This is a genomic window from Microvirga aerophila (genome assembly GCF_003332305.1).
GTDB lineage: Bacteria > Pseudomonadota > Alphaproteobacteria > Rhizobiales > Beijerinckiaceae > Microvirga > Microvirga aerophila.
Genome location: NZ_QOIO01000028.1, coordinates 60,459 through 82,659, shown reverse-complemented (window position 1 = coordinate 82,659; position 22,201 = coordinate 60,459). Strand labels below are relative to the sequence as shown.

General features: G+C 57.7%; 17 protein-coding genes and 2 pseudogenes. 11 read left to right on the top strand and 8 right to left on the bottom strand.

What is annotated here, in order from left to right; genetic code table 11:
- Positions 1-78 precede the first annotated feature (78 nt).
- From DRB19_RS16500 to DRB19_RS16490, 3 genes and pseudogenes are all read left to right on the top strand, one after another.
- Positions 79-981: pseudogene (locus tag DRB19_RS16500) on the top strand (IS256 family transposase); the annotation flags it as partial.
- 170 nt (positions 982-1,151) lie between these two features.
- Positions 1,152-2,258: an acyltransferase family protein gene (locus tag DRB19_RS16495; RefSeq protein ID WP_114187122.1), complete on the top strand. Its 1,107-nt coding sequence runs from the start codon at positions 1,152-1,154 to the stop codon at positions 2,256-2,258.
- 463 nt (positions 2,259-2,721) lie between these two features.
- On the top strand, positions 2,722-2,973 hold the full coding sequence (locus tag DRB19_RS16490) for a hypothetical protein (protein ID WP_114187121.1): 252 nt from the start codon (positions 2,722-2,724) through the stop codon (positions 2,971-2,973).
- 540 nt (positions 2,974-3,513) lie between these two features.
- Here DRB19_RS16490 and DRB19_RS31875 read toward each other — a convergent pair.
- From DRB19_RS31875 to DRB19_RS16465, 4 genes and pseudogenes are all read right to left on the bottom strand, one after another.
- Positions 3,514-4,155 carry a NeuD/PglB/VioB family sugar acetyltransferase gene (locus tag DRB19_RS31875; RefSeq protein WP_114187119.1) on the bottom strand — a complete coding sequence of 214 codons (642 nt, stop codon included), beginning with the start codon at positions 4,153-4,155 and terminating at the stop codon, positions 3,514-3,516.
- 83 nt (positions 4,156-4,238) lie between these two features.
- Positions 4,239-4,358, bottom strand: a pseudogene (locus DRB19_RS16475) (transposase); the annotation flags it as partial.
- A complete protein-coding gene (locus DRB19_RS16470; RefSeq protein ID WP_114187118.1) occupies positions 4,303-5,931 on the bottom strand; it encodes a recombinase family protein in 1,629 nt (542 codons plus the stop codon). The gene DRB19_RS16470 and the pseudogene DRB19_RS16475, both read right to left, overlap by 56 nt.
- A 292-nt stretch (positions 5,932-6,223) precedes the next feature.
- Positions 6,224-6,736, bottom strand: coding sequence for a transposase (locus DRB19_RS16465; RefSeq protein ID WP_114187117.1), 513 nt, complete (start codon positions 6,734-6,736; stop codon positions 6,224-6,226).
- 1,098 nt (positions 6,737-7,834) lie between these two features.
- Between DRB19_RS16465 and DRB19_RS16460 the strand changes: the two genes are divergently transcribed.
- Positions 7,835-8,635, top strand: coding sequence for a class I SAM-dependent methyltransferase (locus DRB19_RS16460; protein WP_210207488.1), 801 nt, complete (start codon positions 7,835-7,837; stop codon positions 8,633-8,635).
- Positions 8,636-8,677: 42 nt separating this feature from the next.
- Here the strand turns inward: DRB19_RS16460 and DRB19_RS16455 are convergent, their stop codons facing one another.
- The 4 genes from DRB19_RS16455 to DRB19_RS16440 all read right to left on the bottom strand — a co-directional run bounded on the left by DRB19_RS16455 (position 8,678) and on the right by DRB19_RS16440 (position 13,531).
- The gene (locus DRB19_RS16455; RefSeq protein ID WP_114187116.1) at positions 8,678-9,736 is read right to left on the bottom strand and encodes an FkbM family methyltransferase; all 1,059 of its coding nucleotides are present in this window, start codon (positions 9,734-9,736) and stop codon (positions 8,678-8,680) included.
- Between the two features lie 127 nt (positions 9,737-9,863).
- Positions 9,864-10,925, bottom strand: coding sequence for a glycosyltransferase family protein (locus DRB19_RS16450; RefSeq protein WP_147021749.1), 1,062 nt, complete (start codon positions 10,923-10,925; stop codon positions 9,864-9,866).
- Positions 10,926-11,438: 513 nt separating this feature from the next.
- The gene (locus DRB19_RS16445; RefSeq protein WP_147021750.1) at positions 11,439-13,037 is read right to left on the bottom strand and encodes a hypothetical protein; all 1,599 of its coding nucleotides are present in this window, start codon (positions 13,035-13,037) and stop codon (positions 11,439-11,441) included.
- Between the two features lie 149 nt (positions 13,038-13,186).
- Positions 13,187-13,531 carry a hypothetical protein gene (locus DRB19_RS16440; RefSeq protein WP_147021751.1) on the bottom strand — a complete coding sequence of 115 codons (345 nt, stop codon included), beginning with the start codon at positions 13,529-13,531 and terminating at the stop codon, positions 13,187-13,189.
- Between the two features lie 300 nt (positions 13,532-13,831).
- Between DRB19_RS16440 and DRB19_RS16435 the strand changes: the two genes are divergently transcribed.
- The 7 genes from DRB19_RS16435 to DRB19_RS16405 all read left to right on the top strand — a co-directional run bounded on the left by DRB19_RS16435 (position 13,832) and on the right by DRB19_RS16405 (position 22,108).
- Positions 13,832-16,000 (top strand): DUF7024 domain-containing protein, encoded by a 2,169-nt coding sequence (locus tag DRB19_RS16435; protein WP_114187112.1) that lies wholly within the window; start codon positions 13,832-13,834, stop codon positions 15,998-16,000.
- Between the two features lie 311 nt (positions 16,001-16,311).
- Positions 16,312-16,947, top strand: a complete 636-nt coding sequence (locus DRB19_RS16430) for an acetyltransferase (RefSeq protein ID WP_114187111.1) — start codon at positions 16,312-16,314, stop codon at positions 16,945-16,947.
- 37 nt (positions 16,948-16,984) lie between these two features.
- Positions 16,985-18,010, top strand: a complete 1,026-nt coding sequence (locus DRB19_RS16425; RefSeq protein WP_245439575.1) for a glycosyltransferase family 4 protein — start codon at positions 16,985-16,987, stop codon at positions 18,008-18,010.
- Positions 18,007-19,050: a glycosyltransferase family 4 protein gene (locus tag DRB19_RS16420; RefSeq protein WP_147021752.1), complete on the top strand. Its 1,044-nt coding sequence runs from the start codon at positions 18,007-18,009 to the stop codon at positions 19,048-19,050. The genes DRB19_RS16425 and DRB19_RS16420 overlap by 4 nt, the downstream gene beginning before the upstream one ends.
- Positions 19,051-19,057: 7 nt before the next feature.
- Entirely contained in the window at positions 19,058-19,822 is a 765-nt protein-coding gene (locus tag DRB19_RS16415; RefSeq protein WP_114187108.1) for a hypothetical protein, read from the top strand.
- A 3-nt stretch (positions 19,823-19,825) separates the two neighbouring features.
- Positions 19,826-20,950: a DegT/DnrJ/EryC1/StrS family aminotransferase gene (locus tag DRB19_RS16410; protein WP_245439573.1), complete on the top strand. Its 1,125-nt coding sequence runs from the start codon at positions 19,826-19,828 to the stop codon at positions 20,948-20,950.
- Positions 20,951-21,256: 306 nt separating this feature from the next.
- Positions 21,257-22,108 (top strand): ABC transporter permease, encoded by an 852-nt coding sequence (locus DRB19_RS16405; protein ID WP_114187107.1) that lies wholly within the window; start codon positions 21,257-21,259, stop codon positions 22,106-22,108.
- Positions 22,109-22,201: the final 93 nt, after the last annotated feature.

Genomic DNA, 22,201 nt, shown 5'->3' with positions numbered 1-22,201 from the left:
CCGCATCGATGATCTGCTGCCGTGGGCCTACGCCACCGCGCCAGACCTCAAGGCCGTGGCCTGAGAACACCGCTAACCTTTGATGAGAAGATTGTGTCGATGTACGCCCGCGGCATGAGCGTGCGCGAGATCCAGGGGCACCTGCGGGATCTCTATGGGATCGAGGTCTCGCCGGACTTGGTCAGCGCCGTCACCGATGCGGTCCTGGAGGAGATCGCGGAGTGGCAGAACCGGCTCCTGGAGGCGCTCTACGCGCTGGTGTTCTTTGACGCCATCCGGGTCAAGGTGCGCGATGAAGGCACGGTGCGCAACAAAGCCGTTTATCTCGCTCTGGGGGTCCGTCCGGACGGCACCAAGGAGATCCTCAGCTTATGGATCGAGCAGAGCGAGGGAGCCAAATTCTGGCTGCGGGTGATGAACGAGCTCAGGACCCGTGGCGTCGAGGACGTGCTGATTGCCATCGTGGATGGCCTAAAGGGCTTTCCCGACGCGATCACGGCGGTGTTCCCCGAGGCCCAGGTTCAGACCTGCCTTATGCACCTGATCCGCTCGTCGCTCGCCTTCGTGTCCTACAAGGACCGCAGAGCGGTGGCGGGAGCCCTGAAGCAGATCTACCGGGCTAAGGATGCCGAGGCCGGCCAGGCGGCCCTGGAGGCGTTCGCAGCATCAAGCTGGGGCCGCAAGTATGAGGCGATCGCGGCCGCCTGGCGACGCAATTGGACGGCGGTGATCCCGTTCTTCGCCTTTCCGGACGAGGTGCGCCGGATCGTCTACACCACCAATGCCGTCGAGGCGCTGAATGCCAAGCTGCGCCGGGCGGTGCGGGCCCGCGGCCACTTTCCCACGGACGAGAGTGCGTTCAAGCTGTTGTTCCTGGTCTTGAGACAGACGCAGAAAGAGTGGAAGATGCCGCCACGCGAATGGGGCATGGCGAAAGCGCAGTTCGCCATTCTCTTCGAAGGCCGCTTCAGGCTGGGATGATGAACCCGGCCCGTACACGGAAATTCCGACAGTCCCCGGCGTTCGCGTCCCCGGTCATGAAATCCTTAGGCTACAACAAGTAAAAAGCCTGATAAGGTTCAGCTTGAGTGTTTCGGCTGCCTTGCATCCATCGATCACTTCGGGTTATTCGTCCCTCAGCGCCATGACCATTGATAAAGAGTACCTTTGGGGGCAGAATATTGCGAAATCTTCGACTTGACAGCCTAAGAGGGATCGCTGCGCTTTGCGTTCTGATCCATCATGCTCTTCACATCAGCAATTCAGGCCTCGTGGATCGCGTTCTGAGCCCACCGCTCTCGACACTCAAAAGTGGAGAATTGTGGGAAAGGCTGGTCCTGTCCATCGTGAATGGTGGCATGGCCGTCTATATCTTCTTCATCCTAAGCGGTGCCGTCCTCATGGCATCCCTGACCAGGGAAGAACAAATTGGCCCTGCCGCAATGGCCAGGTTTACGATCAGACGAGTGCTGCGGATCTACCCTGCAATGATCGTTGCAGTGGTTGTCTTCGGCGCAGCTAGCCACATGAGCCTTCGCGATATTGCAGAGAACAGCCTGCTGCTATCCCATAAGGTGAACGGCGGAACTTGGACGCTCCAGACGGAGATGCTCATGATCCCCTTCATCTTGCTTGTCGCGTGGTTTTGGAGCCTCGTGGGGACGCTGGCGTTGGTCGCCTTCCTGTTCTGGGCCGAAACCAACCTCTGGACCGGGGCTCCTTTTGCCGCGGATCTGCTCAACGTCGCACTCCCCGCGTTCGCTCTTGGAATGCTGATCCCGTCCCAAATCACCAAAGACGCCTTTAACAAGCTGCCGGCTCAGAGTTATGCCGTGTTTCTGGCCGGGATGGTCTTGGCTCGGTTCTATTACCCGATCGGGAGCACACCGGGGGTTATCGTTATCCTTGGGCTGGCGTTTGGTGCCGTGGCTTCTCTCTATCATTGCCGAGAGCAGAAGCACCCGTTCGATCACGCCGCTCTGACCTTTTTAGGTCGGATCAGCTACAGCCTTTACCTGTGGCACGTCATGGTCATCTGGTGGCCGTTCTGGCTCTATGCCTTTGCATTCGGGCGCGAAAACGTCTCGGAGCACTACCTTTTCTTCGGCTTGGCCTATGCAGCGCTTGCGACGGCGATCACCGTTCCGATAGCAGCACTTTCCGAGAAATACATTGAGCGGCCGTTTATCCGCATGGGTAGCAACCTTTTTACAGGCAGCCGCGCCGCCACCAGAGCCCGGCAGGAGGCCACGGGCTGAGACCGAGACGCGCCCGCCGGAGAGCGACGCCTGCACAGCCGCGAAAATGCAGCTCGGTTAATGGTCATGGTGTCGGAGCTCCCGACCGAGGTGAGGCACTGGAGCCTTGGCCCGGGCAAAGCGCCGGCGAGATTATCGAGCTACTATAGAGCACCCTCTAAACCACCCTGAGTGTTTAGAGCTACAGGATTTCTAAACGCCTCATTGCCAAGCTCGAATCAGTAAAAAAGTTACCATTTAAGTATCATATACTAATTCGTAACTACGAAATATTTGCTTTATTATTTTGATGTGAGCGCATTTGGTATAAGGTCTGATCATGCAGTGTTGGCGTGGCGCTCTGTTATCTGGGAGTTTAGCCCTATAGCCGCACGAATACTTATGAGCTAGCAGAGTTGCGCAGTCATTCCAGTGTACGGACGACGCGTGGCATCCGTCTTTCCTTTGAATTGAGGAGTGTACGATGGCTATCCAACCTTATTCGGACACGGCGAACATTCAACCATGGGCTAACATTTGGGTTAACATCGACGCCAATGGCAATGATGATTGGTGGCAAGTGGAATGGGATAATGGATGGAATTCTGTCACCGACTTAGATCAGTACAACGAGCAAAACTGGTATCTGTCAACGTACAACAACAATCCATATACCGGCGTTGCCTATTGGGAAGTGGTATACGATAACGGGGCTACCTACTATTATACGGGGTGATTATCGCCAGCCCCGTTCCGGAGCGACCGGAGTTAGCCGTCAAGTGAGTGTCGTTCTGTCATGAAAAGCCCCAGAGAGCCTTCGGGGCTTTCCAGCGACTAGCAGAACTCTGCCAAATTCCCATCAATCTGTTAGCCGGAGATCCACTTTCCTCGCGCGGAATTACAACCCTGGCTTCCGGGCAAGAGATCCGCGTAATTCGCAAAACGCGCAGTCTGGAACTGGCTACTATGGTCCGGCTGTTTGGATCCCATCAGGAAGATCAATTACATAAAGCCATGTGCCATCGGGCCGACGGCACATCACGTCCGTCGCCAATCCGGTTTCCACGAAGGCCTCGCCATCGGAACCGGCCCCCTCTAGGCGCCACTCGGAGATCAAGTGCGCAAGGTTGTCCGCAATGACCATGTGCCGGATCGTTCCGGTCAGCGTGGGCCTTGTTCTCAGGAACGCGATAAAGCCTGCCGGATGGTGAGGTGACTGATGCAGCACTATGATTACGCTCGGATCACCCGATCGCAGCCTACTCCTCTTCACGCCTTAACCAATCCGCCGTGCTGGGGATCCGACATATGTCCCGGGTTCGTGGATACTACGCGTAACGACCGTGCCTGCTCCGATGATGCAATTCGCTGAGATAGTAACATCAGGACAAACGCTTGCGCCTGTACCAATGAACGTGTGATCACCGATTCCAACACGGCCCGCAACTGTTGCGCTTGGTCCGACATGTACGCCATGGCCGAGAATGCACTCGTGATCGATTGAAGCCCTCGTGTTTAGGATAACTGCATCACCTAAGCGTGCTCTAGTTCCCACGAAGGCAAAGGCTAGAATCTGACAGGCCTCTCCGATTTGCGCACCTTTACTGATCCAGGCTGTCCGGTGCACAAGAGTTGCAGGCTGCAAGCCAGACCTACGTAGCAATCTGTGGCGTTCGGAACGCGCTTCTCCATGATGTGCGCCAATGGAAATTGCGTAGTGCAACCCGACCGACGCGTTCTTTAACCATTCATCGATTGCCGCGCGTCCTTCAATGACCTTGACTCCAAGCGCGAAGCCAGCGGGTACTTCGGTATCGTTCAAAATGGCCTCGACTTGGAAGCCAGAGGAGGTAACTATCTCGTCTAATACGTAGGCTTGACTCCCCGCGCCGTACAGGACCAGTGGCGTTCCAGACATGCATCGACCTTTGAAGACAACAAAGTGCTCCCTTAGTGCAGCACTTAATGGGAGACAAGTTATAGACTAAGGCTTGTGGGGATTCATCGTGAATTGATGACGGCGGCTGCGAGATAGATCATTGCGGAGAAGCTTTGGTCGGTTTTGTCAGCTCTCATGGCAATGCGCTTGAACTCCTTGAGCCGACAGAAGAAGTTTTCGATAGTCTGAATGCAAATGACAAAAGCGAGTGGCTTCGCCATTTGGGCTGGTTGGAATGGCATAGCGGATCTCGACATCGCCATCCGTGACGACTACCCGCACCACCAGCCACTCGATGAGCTGCCGTTTCTGCTCCCATGTCGCCTGCTCAAGCCCTTCCTGCACCCGGCGGCAGAACTCGTCGATGCTCAGGCTCACGCGTGCGATTTCGCCCTGACGGTCGACCTGCGCCTCCAACTGCTGCCGCTGGGCCCCAAGGCTGTGCGCCGTCTGCTCCAAGTCGTGACGGCGACGGCGATATTCCTCCAGGCCCACAACCTCACTCAAGTAGGCCTCGGTCAGTCGCTCGATTTGCTGCTCCACGCGGACTTGCCCACGCTTCAAGGCATCGCGCCGGGCTTGCAGATCCTGAGGCAGCCAATGCCCGCCATGCGCCCGCTCCAGGGCATCGCCGATGGCCTCAGGATGGGTTAGCAAACGGCATAGATCCTCCCAGACCAAGCTCTCAATCGGCTCGGCCGGAATAAAGCGCGAGCGGCACTTTGTCTCCCGGTTGGAGTGGAGGTCCGACAGCTTGCCGCGACAGCAATAATAACGATACTGCGATTGCAAGCAGCGGCCGAAGCACGCCAACCCGCACACGCCGCAGCTGACCAAGCCTCGCAACAGATAACTCTGAGCCGTGTTGTTGCGGCGCGCGAACTGGCGGTTCTGGGCGAGTTTGGCCTGCACGCGATCGAACTGCTCCTGGGTGACAATGGCCGGGATTGACGCTACGGCCATCCAGTCCTCCCGCGGTCGGATACGTCGGGGCGTTGCCGTGCTCCCGGTCCGGCAGGCCTCCTGAATCCGCCCAGCATATACCTCGCCCGTGTAAACGGGATTGGTCAGGATCACCCGCAAGCCAGACGCACTCCAGCGTGTCCGGCTGCGCGGTGGCCTCACGGCGTCCTGATGCAGCTTCTTGGCCAAGCCATACAAGCTGCGGCCCTCGTCAGCATACCAGGCGAACATCTCGGCCACCACAGCGGCCTCAGCTTCGTCCTGACGCACGCCGGCTGGGTCGCGGGGGCGATCCGGATCGACGCGATAGCCGTACGGCACCCGAACCCATGGCAACAGAACGCCGGCCTGCAGCTTGCGCAGCCGGCCGCGCCGCATCCGCTCGGCAATCAGGCTGCGCTCGTATTCGGCCACGGCCCCACGGATTTGCAGCAGAAGCTGGTCGTGGGGATCCTGGCTCATCGGCCGGTCGAGGAAGCGGACCTGGCATCCAGTGGCCGTGATCTCCTCCAGCAGCAGCAGCACCTGATGCACATAGTTGCGGGCGAGCCGGTCGGGAGCGGTGATCAGGATACCATCCAGGTCCCGCAGGGCCACGCGATCGCGCAGCCGCTCCAGTCCTGGTCGCTTGAGCGTGGCACCGCTGTAGCCGTCATCGCGGAAGACGTTCTCGGGCGCGACGGTCCATCCTTGCTGATGCGCATGCGCCTGCAGGCGCTCCAATTGCTGGGCGAGGCCGTCCGCCTGGGCTTGGCGCTGAGTGGACACCCGTGCATAGATCCCGATCCTCATCGTTCCCCTCCTGTGCGGGAGGCGCGGGGTCGGCCGGGAGCGCGGCGCATCTTGGTCCGATGTGGGTCCAGGCCATCAGCTGCTGATAAGTCCGGTCCCAGTGCCGCTGCCCATCCGGGTGAGGCTGCAACACTCGACGCACCCGCCAGTCCCGCATCGTTGCCTCCTGCTGCAGATATGCTCTGCGGCACAGGGCAACTCCCTGGCTCCTGCCGGCGCAAGCGTAACGGCAGTCGCCACCAGTTCAGCTTAAGCTGTCCGAAGCGGCTCAGGCAGAATTTGTCATTTGTGATCAGACCATCTCGATGAGATGCCGCCATTTGTAGAGTTCGCGATCGAGTGGCAGTGGTCTTGCGCGTCTTGGGTGCTGAGAGATGACGATCTTGGCACCGCGCGCGTTGAGATCAGCCATGATGGTATCGCTGTCGAAGGCCTTGTCGGCGATCAGACCACCGAAATCGATACCGTCGATCAGCGGCTCGACGCCGACCGTGTCGAAGCGATGGCCCGGCAGGAGTTCGAAGCCCATGTCGGGTTCGTCCGAGCAGGCTTGGAAGAGCTTCACGAAGACATCCGCCTTGCGCCAGTCGCTGAAGCGGCGAAACGCCGTGCTCCCGTTCCCGAAATGCGCGGGCAGATCGCGCCATGGTGAGCCGGTTCGCACGATCCACAGCACGGCCTCGATGAAGCGGCGATTGTCGCTGCCGCTGCGTCCGGGGTCGGTTGGCTTACCCAGACAATGCGGCTCCATCTTCGCCCACTGGGATCCGTCAATACATAGCGATCCATCAAGAGCTTGAAGCATAATCCCAAGCTCATGTGAATCCCCACAGACCTTAGTTCAGGAATGTCGGAACACCGGAATAAGACCGAGATCAGGCAGGATTCGAGATTCAGGACTAATGTCATTGCGGCTAAGGGTGGCCCGGCCATGCTGTAGGAGAGGTCGGGCTGGAAACCGAACGGTAGTGCGCCCGCGCGGCGTCGCTGGAGCCAAGCCGGAGTCGGCGCATCCCGGAGTAGCTTCCACGACGCAGAAGGGCAAGGTCCTTGCAAAATCATGCTACTTGAGGCCGTATTGCTTATCACCGACGCGGACATGCTCCCCGTTTAGCCGACCGATGTTGGAAAGGGGGCGGGACCGTCCGGCTGCTCGTCGGCACGTAAGGTACTCTACTGAAAGATAAGATATATCCAACTGCCATTCACGATCCCTCGCGCCGAACTCTTGCTCGCTAGCCTGCGGCATCAGTTTTCCGCCGCTGAGCTGATGTGGGCCGACACTGCCTATCCCTATTTGAAGGATTGACTTCAGAAAGCTTTGGGCCGGAGATCATCGACCACTCGGCACTGATGGACTGGATACGCAGTGTGGATGCGAGTTGGATCGGAACCGCTGACCCAACCGGGCGGTATTCAAGTTCTCGCCTGCAGATGGGTGATCAAGCGGACAGTCACCTAGCTCATCACGAAACGGCGGCCTGCCGAGGACCATAAGCGCATGGTTGAGGCCCTCGAAATGCTGCTCTGTCTCGCCACAGGCTGTATCCTGCTGCGCCGTCTTACCCGAAGAGGAAAAGATAATTGCTCCCTAGCCTCTTCGATCCCACTGGAACCGTGAGATCCGGAATGGGAGGTCGGTCCTGTCGGATAGAGGGTGTCTGTCAGGGCCCAGAGAGACCGCAATCTCGCCAACTGTGCACAGGTCTTGTTACTGCCAGACTCTAACTTAAGCGCTATGCCTGGCACCCTTTGACCTTCGGTCGCATATCAGCGGGTGAGCCGGATCGGCACCGCATAGCCGCTTGAAGCGAGGCGTTTCCGTCCCAATGTGCCCTCATGATGTAGGATAGAAAAAGGCGGGCCGTGCTGGTATTCCCAGAAGCGTACCCAGGAGACTATGATGATGGATGACCTTGCCTCCCGCGTAGAGCGGATAGAGAAGCAACTTCTGCTCGCCGAGACCTATTCGGTTAAAGCCTTCTGGCAGGCCCTTGATCGCGCTTACCATACAAACCTCCAGACGCGAGATCTGCGATGCATCATCTGCGAGTACACGGACAAGCGCAGCGGCTTCCAGGTTCTGACAGATCAGTGCGAGTTCGGCGGGGGAGAGTTGGAGCGGTACCAGTGCCCTCGGTGCGACTGCGTTTTCGGAGCCCAGAAGTACCTTGACCTCGATGAGAGCTTTGTCGATCTCGATTACCGGCTCCTCTACTCTCGATACTCCGAAAGCGACTCAAGCATTAATGAGATCAGAACATTTCATTCTCTTCGCCCACAGCGGCAAGGTGTTTACCTGGATTGGGGCTGTGGCGGCGCGTGGAGCCCAACCATCTCCAAACTCAGGGAGGGAGGTTGGGATGTGTGGGGCTATGAGCCTAGTGCTGATGTGGCCAGCGCTTTCGTAGTTAATCAAAGGAATGCAGTATCGGCTCGGTTTGACGGGATCTTCTCGAACAACGTCATTGAGCATTTCCGCGACCCGATTGCACAATTCAAAGATTTCCACTCATTGCTCAAGGATGGAGGAGGTATGGCTCACTCGTCACCATGTTACGAGTATCGTTACTCATTCACACGGTTTCACACTCTATTTCTTCTAGGGAAGTCACCTGACGTTCTCGCAGAACGAACCGGTTTCAGAGTCATAGATCGCGTTCAAGAAGGTGAGTACATAAACGTCGTATTTGCTCGTACTTAATCTGGCCGGAAGCCCGACTTTGGATTAGATTCGTATCGTTGTTTAAGGCGTGACGGTAAGAACTTCGTCCACCGTCCTACGCGTAAAGAAAAGATTAGCACCGTCTAGACTGCTGATTTGTTCCTCTAAGGCAGGCAGTAGGACGCCTATCGGCCAATCCTTGATAACGAAAGCGTTGAACCCCGCAGCACGAATGTCATCCATAAAGTCCGACGCCTTCTCCCTCGACCTACTGAAGTGCGACGATGACCACTCCATAACAATCTCAAGGTTGGGACTATCGTTTACAATTCGCCGCATCCCCCGCCATGCCAGGGGTTCAGCTCCCTCAATATCGAGCTTGATCAAATCAATGCGCTCACCTACAGGAATGAATTCGTCGAGAGTAGTAATCGATACCGGTCGAGCTTCCGCCGCGACACCTGCGGCAAGGTCAAACAGCGAACTCAGAGGACTATGAGCTGCAGCATTAATTGTGGCGGAACCCACTGTATCCGAGATGGCCGCCTCTTCGACATGAACGAAGCTAGAAAAGCCATTGATCAATAGACTCTGTCTGATGGCTTTCGCGAGATGCGGAAGCGGTTCGAAACAAATAACCCTTCCACCCGATCCTACAGCAGTGGCCATATTGATCGTGTGAATGCCAATGTTGCCACCACAGTCGATCGCGATCCCACCCGGCTGGAGACGCGACGATATCAATCGGCTAACTCCCGGTTCAATCGCATCCACGCCGTGTGCAGCGACGTACGAGAGCAGACCAGTTTCTTCAGTTGGAATAGTTAGGAACGCACCACTTGAGAGGCGGATCAATGCATCCAAGCCTTTGCCAACGTACAATGGTGTTTTCGAAGTGAGTTCCTGTTGCACCATCGCAGTGAGTTCCTGTTGCACCATCGCACGGTGATAGGAAATATAGCTATCCAACCGATTGATTTCTTGAGTGACGATCCTTTCAATACTCGCTGCTACCGCAGTTTCCTGAGCCGCAATTAAGGAGTGAATTCGCTCCTCCTGAGACTGCAATTCTTCGCCTAGGTGCGTAAATTCCTCGCTCAGACGCGCAATACACAATTCGGTGCGCTCGCTTTGATCCATCAGCAAAGCTCTTAGGTGCCAGAAGCCCGTTAAAGGGAGCGTAGCACGCCGCAATTGGCTGCCTAGTTTCCTGACTATTTTCTTGAGCAACGCACACCCCCTTGGGCATATATGTAGCAATATAGTCTTAACGAGTGAGTATAGACAGCCACTGCTTCTTTGCACGATCGATCGAAAACCGATCAATCACTCTGCTTTGGTTTGATCGGATACGTTCAGCTAAAAGCTTATCGCCTCTAACGAGACGCATTGCCTTTTCTTGCATTTCCTCCACCCCATCACACCGTCCTGGAACGTCGGCATTTCCACTGAGTCGATCGATAAGTGCGTCCTTTAAGTATAAAACTGGCGTTCCGACAACCATTGCCTCTAAAGGAGAATAGTGAACGTGCCTCGGTTCAGTGTGAGGATAGACAAAAACAGGCGCGTTTTCGTAGAGTTCAACAAGCTCACTGTCGCTCAAGTAAGGCAATACGCAAGGATCATTGACGTTGCCCGACTGCTTGCCAAAAATAATATGCGGCAAATAAGAAAAACTCTCTTTTATGCCCTTGTAGATCTCTTGATAAAAAGCAGAAGTAGTGATTGAAGGACATAGGAAAATCGCATTTTCCCCTCCTCCCTTCCAGATGCCTTCGTAGTGGAAGATTTGTTTCGGGAGAGGGATCCCTACCGTCTGAGCATGCCTCTGCAGTGCCTCAGGCTCGATTTCAGCTAAGTTTTCATAGCCCTGCGCAAAAACAAATCTGCTTCCCAATCGGTCGAGCTCAGCTAGAACCCCTGGCATCATCCCATACTGATCAAAATCGGCATACGTCCTCGGATACTCTCGACCGAACGCCCTGGCACATATCAAGCCGTTAAATTTTTTGGCTGCTTCTGATAATACCAATGTGTAGTATGAAAAACCCGCTATTAGGACATCGAAGTTCTTATTTAGGATTTCCGTCACCGTGGCAGACCAAGCCTGATGATAAAAATCATGCTGGTTGAGGATTGCGAGGGCTGCTGGATGAAGTTGCAGTGCCGCGTCGTACTCATATGTTACGCCGCCGCTTCTGTACTCGGGGTTGTTGTGGGGGATGATCTTAGGTACGTAGACCTCCCAACCGAGGGATCGCAAAATTGGGACCTCTGCCGCCATCAGCGTCTGATGATTCACAACCCAAAGGGCGCGCCTGTTGCTCATTTCTAAACCGCTTTGCCTTGTGCAACCCTAGTGGCGCATTCTGAACAGCGATGCAAGCTTTGCGGCCTGCCGAGGGGGCGTGTATCACGGATGGACGAAAGAGGTCCGTCCGACCAACGCCGCCATGTCGCGTCGTTTGAGATTCTGTAAGAGTCGATGATTGGCTTGTAGGAAACCATCTCTGCAATTGGTGCCGACATCAGGCGGTTCTAAAACTGACAAGAGTATCGCTGTGACGTTCGGGACGACGATCTGCTACGTGATCGCATCGCCCGGATGTAGGCCGTTCGGGATCGCCGCCAGATCTGGAGAGCCCCACAATGATTTGTTGTCGATGAAGCGGACTGCTAAAGTGCGACGAGCGCACGGCGACGTTCAACGGTCATGTACACCCGTGCTGTGGCAAAGAAAAAGCCGCCCTGCAAGAGGCGTCTGAGGGTAGCTCAACGGCGGCTCTGATCACGGGCGCGGTTCGCTCCGTTTCCATTCGACCGCCAATCCATTGAAGGCTGCTCAATCCGCGCCCGACACCCGCTCCATGCGCTTGCCGTCCCAGGCCAGTACCCCAACTCGGGAATAAGGCGCAAACCCTTGCCGACCGGCTTCCGGGTTCTTGACCCCATCCGGCAGGAAAACCGGTGGGTAGACTGTTGGGCCCGGCGTAAGATAGCGGAATGTCGTTTCGCCGTAGCTCCCGATCTGAGTTCTGGTATAGGCGCGGTTCACAAATTCGGACGGCAGCCAAAGGCGCGATGAGGACTTGATTAGATAGTGGCGCGGGAACTCGGCCTGGGCCGTCCGGTCCTCAATCACAATCCGCCGCAACTCGGCCATGAAGGCCTGCTCGTCCCGCGCAATGTCCGTCTGGATTTGGTTGAAAGCGAGGGTCAGCAGGATAGCCCCGGTTGCGAGGCTAGCGCTAGCTAGCCACCAAGTCCAATGCTTTAGCCCGCGCGACAGCGGAAGAGAAAGGACAGCCAGAGCCACGAGCGACAAGGCGAGCAGCGGCGCCCAGAACTGAATCACCATTATCCAACGCGACCCGGGCGGATGCATCGGCGATGTCGATTCGAGCGCTACGGTCGGCACGACTAAGCAAACTCCGACTAACAATACTTTGGTTAGGTCAAGGAGTCCGATCGGCGCGTCATCGTGCTCAGACACCCCGCCAACCCATCCCTGGGTGATGAGGAGGAGCGGAACCACGAACATCAGAACGAGCAGAGCAAGCTCTGGCCTAAGTTGACGCGCCCATGCCAAGTAAACGGAATAGTCGCTGTGCCAGAGGCCCTGTTTCAGCGACTGAACGATCCGACTAGGATCGGAAAGGCTTATCGTTTCAGTGACGCCAGTGGTGGATGTCGTCCTCCACACGAGAACAAACAGCAGGAGCGTCACCACGTACGGCAGAACGTCTACACCTGCGCCCGACACCCGCCTGACCACATTCCGCACACTGTACGGTTGGCCTTCCTGCAAGAACGACAGGACGCCGACAGCCAGCACGGCTCCCGATTGGATGGTGTAGGTCTGAAACGCCACCGTCCACAGAATGAGCGACCAAGCGAGCCACATCGGGCGCCGGCCGGAATTAAGGAACTGAGCAAAGCAGGCCACACTCAGAAGTGAGCACGCCAGCGCCCCAAGGAGGAGCCAGTGGACGTTATCGGTCCTGGTACTGCATAGGAACACCGCCGTGAGGATGCCGAGCGATATCCCGAACAGCCGGCCCCGCCCTCTTGTCACGGAGATAACAGTGAGATAGCAGGCCAACCCCAGGAGCAACGACGCGGCTAGGTGAAGAACGAGGAACGCGGCCGGATAGCTCAGGATTAAAGACCGGACCGAAATGTACCACCAAGGTGAAAGTGGATTCCGGCCGTCGATCTGCCAGAAGATCCGGGCCGCCAAGCTTCCGGGTCCTTCCTGCAGCCACACCATCCAGGTACGGGCCTCTCCGCTCCACCAGACATTAAAGCCGAAATTTTGCCCCGACTCCTGCAACCCCAGGAGGAGCACAACGAGAAGAAGCCACGCTACCCCGACAACAATAAGGCCCCGCCCCATGTACAGAAGGCCCCGCCACATGCGCAGATCATTCATCCGGTTCATAAGCACACCTTTTTGGGGTGTATAGTCGAGCGAATCTGTCTTGGAAACATAGGCCATAGAGGAAGCGTCGTAGGAGAGAGGGATGTCGCATCAGGTCTCGCGCTCTAGTAGGTAGGTGTAGCGGCGCTGGTTACGATGCTTTATTACGGTCAATTCGGGAAGTTGCTGGACTTAACACCAGAAGCGGCGTTGGTCTCGATGCCGATGTTGGCTGCCATGTGATTCATCTGGGAAGTCATGCCGCCCTCAGAAGCACGGTAATGCCGTGTGAGCGGTGTGCCCGGCGGCGCTTGCCCCCAAGCGAAGGGATAGCGATATGCATTCCAGTTGATTGTGGAGCGGCGGACTGCATCGGTCATCTCGTCCCAACTCCCGAACTGCCCACCGACAAGAGCAAGTACGCGCGGAATTTTCCACCATGGCTCGAACAGGTTCAAGTAAGCCACACGTTTGGGCTGGAACACCATCTCCCAGTGCGGATGTTCCAGCAGCAACAGCAGTACGTCCGTGCTCCGACGGAAGTTGAGATTATCCAGAATGGCATAAACCAGCCCGGCTGTGGGTATCTATCATGTCTTCCTCTAGCAATCGCCTGGTGGCGCTCAGGCCCGGCGGGATGATCAAGGGCGGTTCATCCTCAGCAAGTGCCGAGTGAAGGGGGCGTGGCCTGTGTCTCGTGGCCACACCGGACAATATTCCATCTACGGTCGTAGCGTCTGCCTTGACCTGCTGATGTCCAGAAGGTACCCGCTTTTCGTAATCTCCGTCGCCGCGACACAGGACATACATTCAACATGCTCCGGAAGAGCCGCCGCATTTTATGGCTTCTCAACCATAAGACCTTGATGCCCTACGAAGTGCCGTTGATCAGGGATCTCGGCTTTGAGGTTTACGTTCCAAAAATCATTCCGAATAAAAATTTCCGGAGCGCGGCGGTCACCTTCGACTACGACCAGTGCCTCAGCATACCGAAGAAGGTGCTGGATCGCCTTAACAGTTTCGATTTCTATTTGACCGACTGGCCGCCGGATATCATCAGGCTGCTCAACAGATACTTCGGAACAATTTTTATCATCCCGTATGGCAGGCAGGTCATTGAAGCGGTCACGCATTTCGATGGGGAAATCGTCTTTCGCGCTTTCGGCCTCGACAACAGGCACAGTTATAACAAAGTCCTTGAGGACATGTACGGCCGCGGGTTCCGCCACAGGCTCGAGAGCGTCAAGGAGCGGTTCTGGTTCGGCGAGGGGTACGATCACCTGCACGAGGTTGAATCAACACTTTTCAAGGACAAATCGCTATTCTTGCCCATCGGCATCCCCAGCTCGTTCTTCAGGAACGAGGGCAAGTGGCGAGGAACGCGCAAGGAGATTCTGTTCGTCGCGCCCAACGTGGTGACCGATTCCTACTATGCTAAGATTTACAAGGACTTCAAGCGGGACTTCGGCGATCTGCCGCATGTGATTGTTGGTCATCAGGATGCGCCGATCGATGATCCGCACGTGGCAGGCTTTGTGACTGATGAAGAACTGCAAAGCCTCTATTTGGATTGCGCCGCCCTCTACTACCATTCGAGGGAGGCACGGCACGTGCATTATTCGCCCGTGGAAGCCGCTATTAGCGGAATGCCTATCGTCTATTTCCAGGATTCGTTATTGGGCCGCATGTGCCCCGGTTCGGTGAAAGGCTGCGTCACATCAGTCGGTCAGGCGCGGGAGGTTCTCCAGAAGATCCTGTCGGGCGACGAGGTGTTCATCGCGGACATCCGGGAGGATCAGAGGGACGTCGCGTACCATTTTTCAGACGCCTACTGCAGGCCGGTCTGGAAAGAAAACCTCGAGAAATCGGGCATTCTCGAAAATCTCGCCAAGCAGAGCCTAGTCAAGACCACCGGCCGTGAGTTACATCGGTCGGCGGCTAGGATCGTCGGGCGCACCCTCGACAACTCCGAGTCCTATCGTCCGCTCCCGAGCGCCGACATAGCCAAGGAAGTGACCGGGTCGTCTCTGGCCGACGGCATCTTCTTCAATCATGCGGAGCTCCCGGCCTGCGTGACGGACATCCAGGGCCTTTCCGGGGCAGAGACTTGGGGCCGCTGGAGCGACGCCGAGCGGGTGGTGATCTCGCTCAATCACATGCTGGACAAAGAGTTCATCCTTGACGTTGCGGCCGTGGGGTACGATCGCAATGCCGGTGCCGACATCAAGGTCAAGATCGGCAACTCGTCCAACCTCGCCCGGTTTGGCGCCGACATGAACAATGCCCAGACCGTTTCCCTGCCGTTCAGGCTGAAGAAGCCCACGAACGTCATCGAATTGACAGTGCCGTACCCGACCAAGCCCGTGAAGGATAGTCGCTCGATTGGCCTTGGACTGGTTAGCCTGAACGTGCGTCCACTCGCAGGCGTCCCCGAAGCGTCGCAGGAGGCGCGTCCTCTTGCGGCCGATGCAGCCAAGATGCAGGAGTGCAGGACCTTCATCGAGGCTGGCATCGTTGCCGCGGCCGTTCCAGAGGTTGTGCCGGCCATGCAGCCCGACACCGGGGCGGCGGCTGCAGGTGTCGGTTCCGACCGGCGTCCGGCTTGGCGGCGCGCCGCCCGGGTGCTTGTTCGACGTGCCCGTCCCGTGCTCCTCCCATTCTCCCACCGGTTCAGAGGTCATGTGCGAACGGCGATCGAGGAGACGGAGGTTCTGCCGCAACTGTCTCAGGTGATGTCAGAGCTCACGTCTTTGCGCCATGAGATCGTCAGCTTGCGGGGGGCTCTCGACAGCCATGTCCGGCAGTTCCAGATCGACGCGAAGGCCGACCGAGCCACGCTGAGCGACATGGCGGCTGTCCTGTCCGATGTGCTGAACCGACCGGACGGGATCGAAGCCGCCCCTGCTCGCTCGGCGAGGACGTTCGAGGTGGCGGCCAAAGGGGCCGACAAGGGGACGGATCGGCTGCCCGTTGAGGGCCCGTAAGTGTCGCACGATATCCGTGGGAGCGTTCCTCAGCGAGTCAGGAGCGGGTTCGCTGTCACAGAATGCGGATCGGGGAGAGGCTAGACCCGAATTCCACGCGCAGACGGCTCAGAGGCTTCGTTCGAGGTGCTTTTCCGCTTGCTTTCGCAACCCTGTGTCGTTTAGACGCTATGCGGCCGGAACGGCATGGGCGCTGTGGCGCTCCAGCCGCTTCAGGGCCGGCCAGATGGGCTGCCGCGCGAGAATGCCACTGGGTGGCATAGCCGCTTGCGAAATCGGCCATGTAGGATGCCATTGGAGAGATGCTCTGAATGTCCAGGGAGTTCGACCTTCACATCGTCGGGGCAGGGGGGCATGCCAAAGTGATCATCGAGCTGGCCCGTGCGGCCGGCTGGACACCGGTCGGGCTGCTTGATCCCGCGCCGGTTGGCAGCACCGTTCTAGGCGTCCCCGTCGTGGGGGATGACAGTCTTGCGCCTCAGCTCTTTGCAGATGGCCATGCCGCGGCATTCGTGGCTTTGGGTCGCAACGAACTTCGCCGACGCATTGGATTGCGCCTTCGCGCGATTGGGTTTCGGCTGCCTACGCTCGTTCATCCGAGCGCTGTCGTGTCCGCGAGCGCCGTCTTAGGGGAGGGGGTCGCCGTTCTGCCCCAAGCCGTAGTCCATGCTTGCGCGCAGGTCGGCGACTTTGCCATCGTCAATACCGCCGCAGTGGTGGAGCATGATTGCCTTGTCGGCGCGGGCGCGCATGTGGCGCCGCGGTCCGTGCTCGGTGGCAACGTGACCATCGGGGAAGAAGTCTTCTTTGGCATTGGGGCGGTGGCTAGGCCACTGAGCAAGATCGGCCCTAGAACCACCATCGGCGCCGGCGGCGTCGTCGTTGGCGAGATAGCTGCCGATGTAACGGCCGTCGGCGTCCCCGCCCATCCGATGGTTGGCAAGTAGCTCTAGTGCCGGAGGTCGAGGCAGCGTGAAGATTGGGTTGGTTTCATCAGCAATACCCCTAGTCCAGGGCGGCGGGCGCTTTATCGTAGATTGGCTTGCTCCCAAGCTTGTAGAGGCCGGGCACGAGGTCGAGACGGTATGGATTCCGCAGGTGGACGATCCGGCCACGCTTTTCCAGCAGATGCTGGCCTTCCGTCTCATGGACTTGAACGACAGCTTCGACCGCGTCATCACGTTTCGGCCGCCAGCGCACGTCGTCCGGCATCATACAAAGATCGTGTGGTTCATCCATCACATCCGTCAGTTCTATGACTTATGGGAAACCGACTACAACCCGTTGCCGCGCACGGCGTACTGGGAAGCGTACCGAGCCAATCTCAAGACGGCGGATACGAAAGCCCTCGACGAGGCGCACAAGATTTTCACAAATTCAGCGATCGTCCAGAAGCGGTTGAAGACTTTCAACGGCGTCGATGCGGAGGTGCTCTATCCGCCGGTCCTTGCTCCGGAGCGTTTCTTTGCGGAGGCATGGGGTGGCGAGATCGCCTTCATTTGCCGGGTCGAGCACCACAAGCGCCAGCATCTGGCCATCGAAGCAATGAAGCTGACGAGGACCCCCGTGCGGCTACGCATTGCCGGACGCAGCGCCTCTGCTGAATATGCTGACTATCTTCGCAAGCTCATTGCCCTGCGTGAGCTAGAGGATCGCGTGACGCTTGATCTGCGCTGGATTAGCGAGGGAGAAAAGACGTCGTTGCTTTCGACGGCGCTGGCGGCGATCTATGTCCCACTCGATGAAGACAGCTACGGATATCCCACCATCGAGGCGGCGCTTGCTCGCAAGACCACCGTCACCGTTTCGGATTCCGGTGGAGTGCCCGAGTTCATCATCGACGGCGTGTCCGGCATCGTTGCGGATCCAGATCCGGCGGCCCTTGCGGATGCATTCGACCGGGTGTGGACCGATCGGAAACTGGCGCGGGATCTCGGCCAAAATGCCTACCAGCGTCTGGCCGAATTAAGGATTCATTGGGAGCATGTCATCGAGAGGCTCACATCGTGAATGTCCTAGTCCTCACGACCATGATCCCTTTCCTACATGGGCGAGCGGAAGAACTAACCAATCATCTCATTCGGCACATGAAGCTGCAAGGCGTGAACGCGGAGGCGATGCGGCTGCCGTTCAAGGGTTGTCCCGCAGAACGGCTGCTCGACGAGATGTTCATCTTCAAGTCACTCAAGCTTTTCAATGTCGACCGTGTGATCTCTCTTGGCTTTCCTGCTTATCTTGTGCCGTTTCACACCAGAGTCTGTTGGATCATGGCTTCGCATCCACAGTCGTACGATTATGTCGAGGAACTCGACATGCTTGGGAAACGTGAACCTCGGGCCCGGTCCATCAAGGACGCCGTGATCAGGAACGATATCCGCTCGTTTCGGTCCTCGAAGAGGTTGTTCGCCAGCTCGAAAGCCGTCCAGTCCCGGATGCGGCGCCATTATGATGTCGCGCCAGACATTCTCGTGCCGCCGCTATGCGACCCAGAGCGCTTCACTTCGTTGGGCGACGACGGCTATATCCTGGCGGCCGGTCGTGTCGACGGAAAGCGGCGTCATTCGCTCCTCATCGACGCAATGAGACTGCTTCCCCCCAGTGCCAAGCTCATCATTGCCGGTAGGCCCGACAGCCCGGCAGAAGCGAGAAGGCTGCAGGAGCAGGTGCGCGCAGCGGGTTTGGAGGGGCGCGTGACGCTGGACCTGCGCGCCTTGCCGCGGGCCGAACTTGCCGGTCTGGTCGGCCGTGCCCGGGCGGTCGTCTGTGCAACGGCCGACGGCGACCTTGCGGACGGGGACGAACTCGTCATGGAAGCCCTCGAAGCGTCCAAACCGCTGATCACGACAGCGGATGCAGGGGATCTATGTAATGTTGTACTCAATGATAGAACAGGTATTCTGAGCGAGTCGACTGCCGAGGGGCTTGCCGAGAGTATGGCGAAGCTGCTGGGATCATCCAGTGAAGCTGCAGAAATGGGTGCTGCGGGGCATGAGATGTGGTGTTCCCTCAAAATCGACTGGTCGACGACCATCGAACGCCTCCTGACGTGAGGCAGCCATGAGGATCGGCTGGGCCAGCCCCTTCCATGAACGTTCAGCGATCTCGCGCTACAGTCTCAGGGTTTGCGAGGAGCTGAGGCGCCGGGGGGTCACAGTTGAAGTGCTCCGCACTGAGGCGGGACCTACGGAAAAGCTCCCAGCCCTTGACGTTGCGCTCGCGGTCTATCCACCCAGCGATTTCGCCGCGGACTTCCTTGCGTCCCACTTTGATCTGTGCGTCGTCAATGTGGCTGACGACGCGACGGATCAGCGACGCGCTATCGAAATTGTCCGAAGGTTTCAATCTGTTACTATATTTCATAACGTGGGGGGTGAGGGCCATGGTTCAAAAGCCGTCGCCCCGGGCAACCCGGCAGTCGATACAGACAGAATCGGACGGGCTTCCCTTCAAATATCCCTTTCGACCGGCGCCGTCGTGCACGACCATCGGGACCTTTATGCCGTCCGCCGTATGTGCGCGGGACCCGTTGCAGCGATCCCCTTCGAGTTTGAGAAGGTCCAGGCTGATCCGCCGGCCGGCTCAGAGCGCTCCGGGCTGGATGCCGCGGCGATGGCCCAGCCCACTAGGGAGGGCTGCGTCGAGAAGTATGTTGACGCCCTTCTCGAAGTGCTAGATGAAGCGCTGCGCCGTGCCCCCCTCAGGAATGCGGGGTGGACAATAGGCGCTACAGTAGCTGAAATGGGTTTGGCTTGGGATGATCCTCTTTCATCTCGCCTGGGGGATGAGATGTTTGCACTCTTTGAGGGAAACCGGAGGGGCTGAGAAGTGACAAAAACAGATAAACTGACTGCACCGCTTTCCGTTCTTCCCGTTTATCAGCCTGATCTGTCGGGGAACGAAAAGAAATACGTCAACGAGTGCTTGGAAACATCCTGGATCTCTTCGCTCGGAGGATTCATCGACCGTTTCGAAAGGGCTTTCGAGCGGGAAACCGGCGCCAAGCATGCTCATTCAGTCTCGAACGGGACCGTTGCTCTGCACCTTGCCTACCACTGCCTGGACATCGGTCCCGGCGACGAGGTGATTGTTCCGACCTTCACCTATATCTCGTCAGTGAACACCATCGCCCAGACAGGCGCTACCCCGATTTTCGTCGAATGCCGTTCCGACGACTGGCTAATTGATGTTGAGGACGTGGCCCGCAAGATCACCCCGCGTACGAAGGCAATCGTTCCGGTTCACCTGTACGGCGCAGTCTGCGACATGGATGCGCTCATGGCGCTCGCGCACGAGCGCAACCTAAAGGTTGTAGAGGACTGCGCTGAGGCGCTGGGCTCCACCCTTAACGGGCAGCACGTCGGGACCTTCGGGGATATCGGCACGTTCAGCTTCTTCGGGAACAAGACCGTGACCACCGGCGAAGGCGGGATGGTCACGGCTCATGACCCTGCCTTGGCCGCTCGGCTGAAGATCGTCAAGGGGCAGGGCCAGTCGCCGACGCGGCGCTACTGGCACATCGAGCTTGGATATAACTACCGGATGACCAACATCTGCGCCGCCATCGGGCTGGCCCAGATCGAGCGGCTCGATGCCATTCTGGCTCGCAAGCGAGCGATCGGCGCGTTGTATCGCGAGCTGACGGCCGACATGTCACTGGAATTTCAGACGCTCAGGCCTGGCGTGACGAGTTCCGACTGGTTGGTCAGCCTCCTGCTCCCGCACGGCGTCGACCGGGATGCCGTCATGGCTCGGATGTCAAGCGCCGGAGTCGAGACGCGGCCAGTCTTCTTTTGCGCGCATCAGATGCCGATGTACGCGAAAAATGAGCATTTCCCCGTTTCGGAGGATATCGCAGCGCGAGGCATCAGCCTTCCCAGCTATCCTGGCCTGAGCGATAGCGACGTTGCCCGGGTCGTCGATGAGCTTCGCAGCGCAATCGCTGGGCAGTAGGTCACGTCGTCGTTTTGCATCACGTCCTGACAGGGGACGGATGATGTCGGGACCGAACGCTGACGGCAAGGGGTGCCAAAGGCTACAGAAGCAATTCTGTAGCCTTTGTATCCGTCGCCTGATCCCATAGGATCGCGCTCGCGCAGCGTTCGGGATCAGGTAACACCGTATTGTGAAGCAGGCTGGAAGTCCCGGTGGCCGCCGGGGGCTTTGAGCCAACCTTGAAGCCGGCCGGGCAGATGCGCGGTCATTGCGACCTTGAAGCAGTGAGCTACCGTTATTGGCCTGCGGGGAGACTACCGAGATATGGACACGATTGAAAACGCGATGTCTGTTCCCATCGACATGCAACCGACGCTGTCCTCCGGCGGCCCGGCGCGACGGGCTTGGCTCGACCTCCTGCAGGGCATTCGGAGCTGGCGCGTTTGGTGGCTCCTTGGAATTGGCGATATCAGACAACGCTACCGCCGCTCCCGCATCGGGCAGTTCTGGATCACGTTGAGCATCGCGATCTTCGTTGTCGCCATCGGTGTCGTTTACTCCACGCTCTTCAAGCAGCCGATCAAGGATTATCTTCCGTATCTTGCAACGACCTATGTCGTGTGGGTCTTGATCGCCGGCATCGTGAATGACAGCACTAGCGCTTTCACCCAGGCTGAGGGGTTCCTGCGTCAGCAGGCGTTGCCAAAAACGACATTCATCTTGCGGGTCCTGGTCAGGAACGGGGTCTCATTCGCTCATAACCTCGTAGTCCTTCCGTTCATTTTCCTAGTATTCGGGGTCGCTCCCTCTTGGACGTGGTTTGCTGCCCTATTCGGTCTCGTGCTTATTGCCGTTGCCGGGTTTCTGGGAGGTCTCGTCTGTGCAATCCTTAGCACCCGCTTCCGCGACCTGCCGCAGATCATCCAGAATTTTACTCAGGTCGCCTTCTTCGTGTCGCCCGTCACTTGGCAGGTGGAACTGCTCGACGAGCCTATGCGCTACTGGGTCAACCTAAACCCGTTTGCCGCCTTTCTTCGCGTCGTCTCTGAACCATTGCTCGGTCGGTTGCCTGATTTTACCACCTATGCCTCTGCAATCTTGACAATTATAATCCTTTGCGCAGTCGCATTGCCGCTTTTCGTGCGCTTCAGGCAGCGTATCGTTTATTGGCTCTAGGATCGTCCTTATGGCCTCCATATCATTACGTAACGTCACGGTCGATTTTCCGATTTACAATTCCCGTGGCCGGTCGCTGAGGGCCAACGTCTT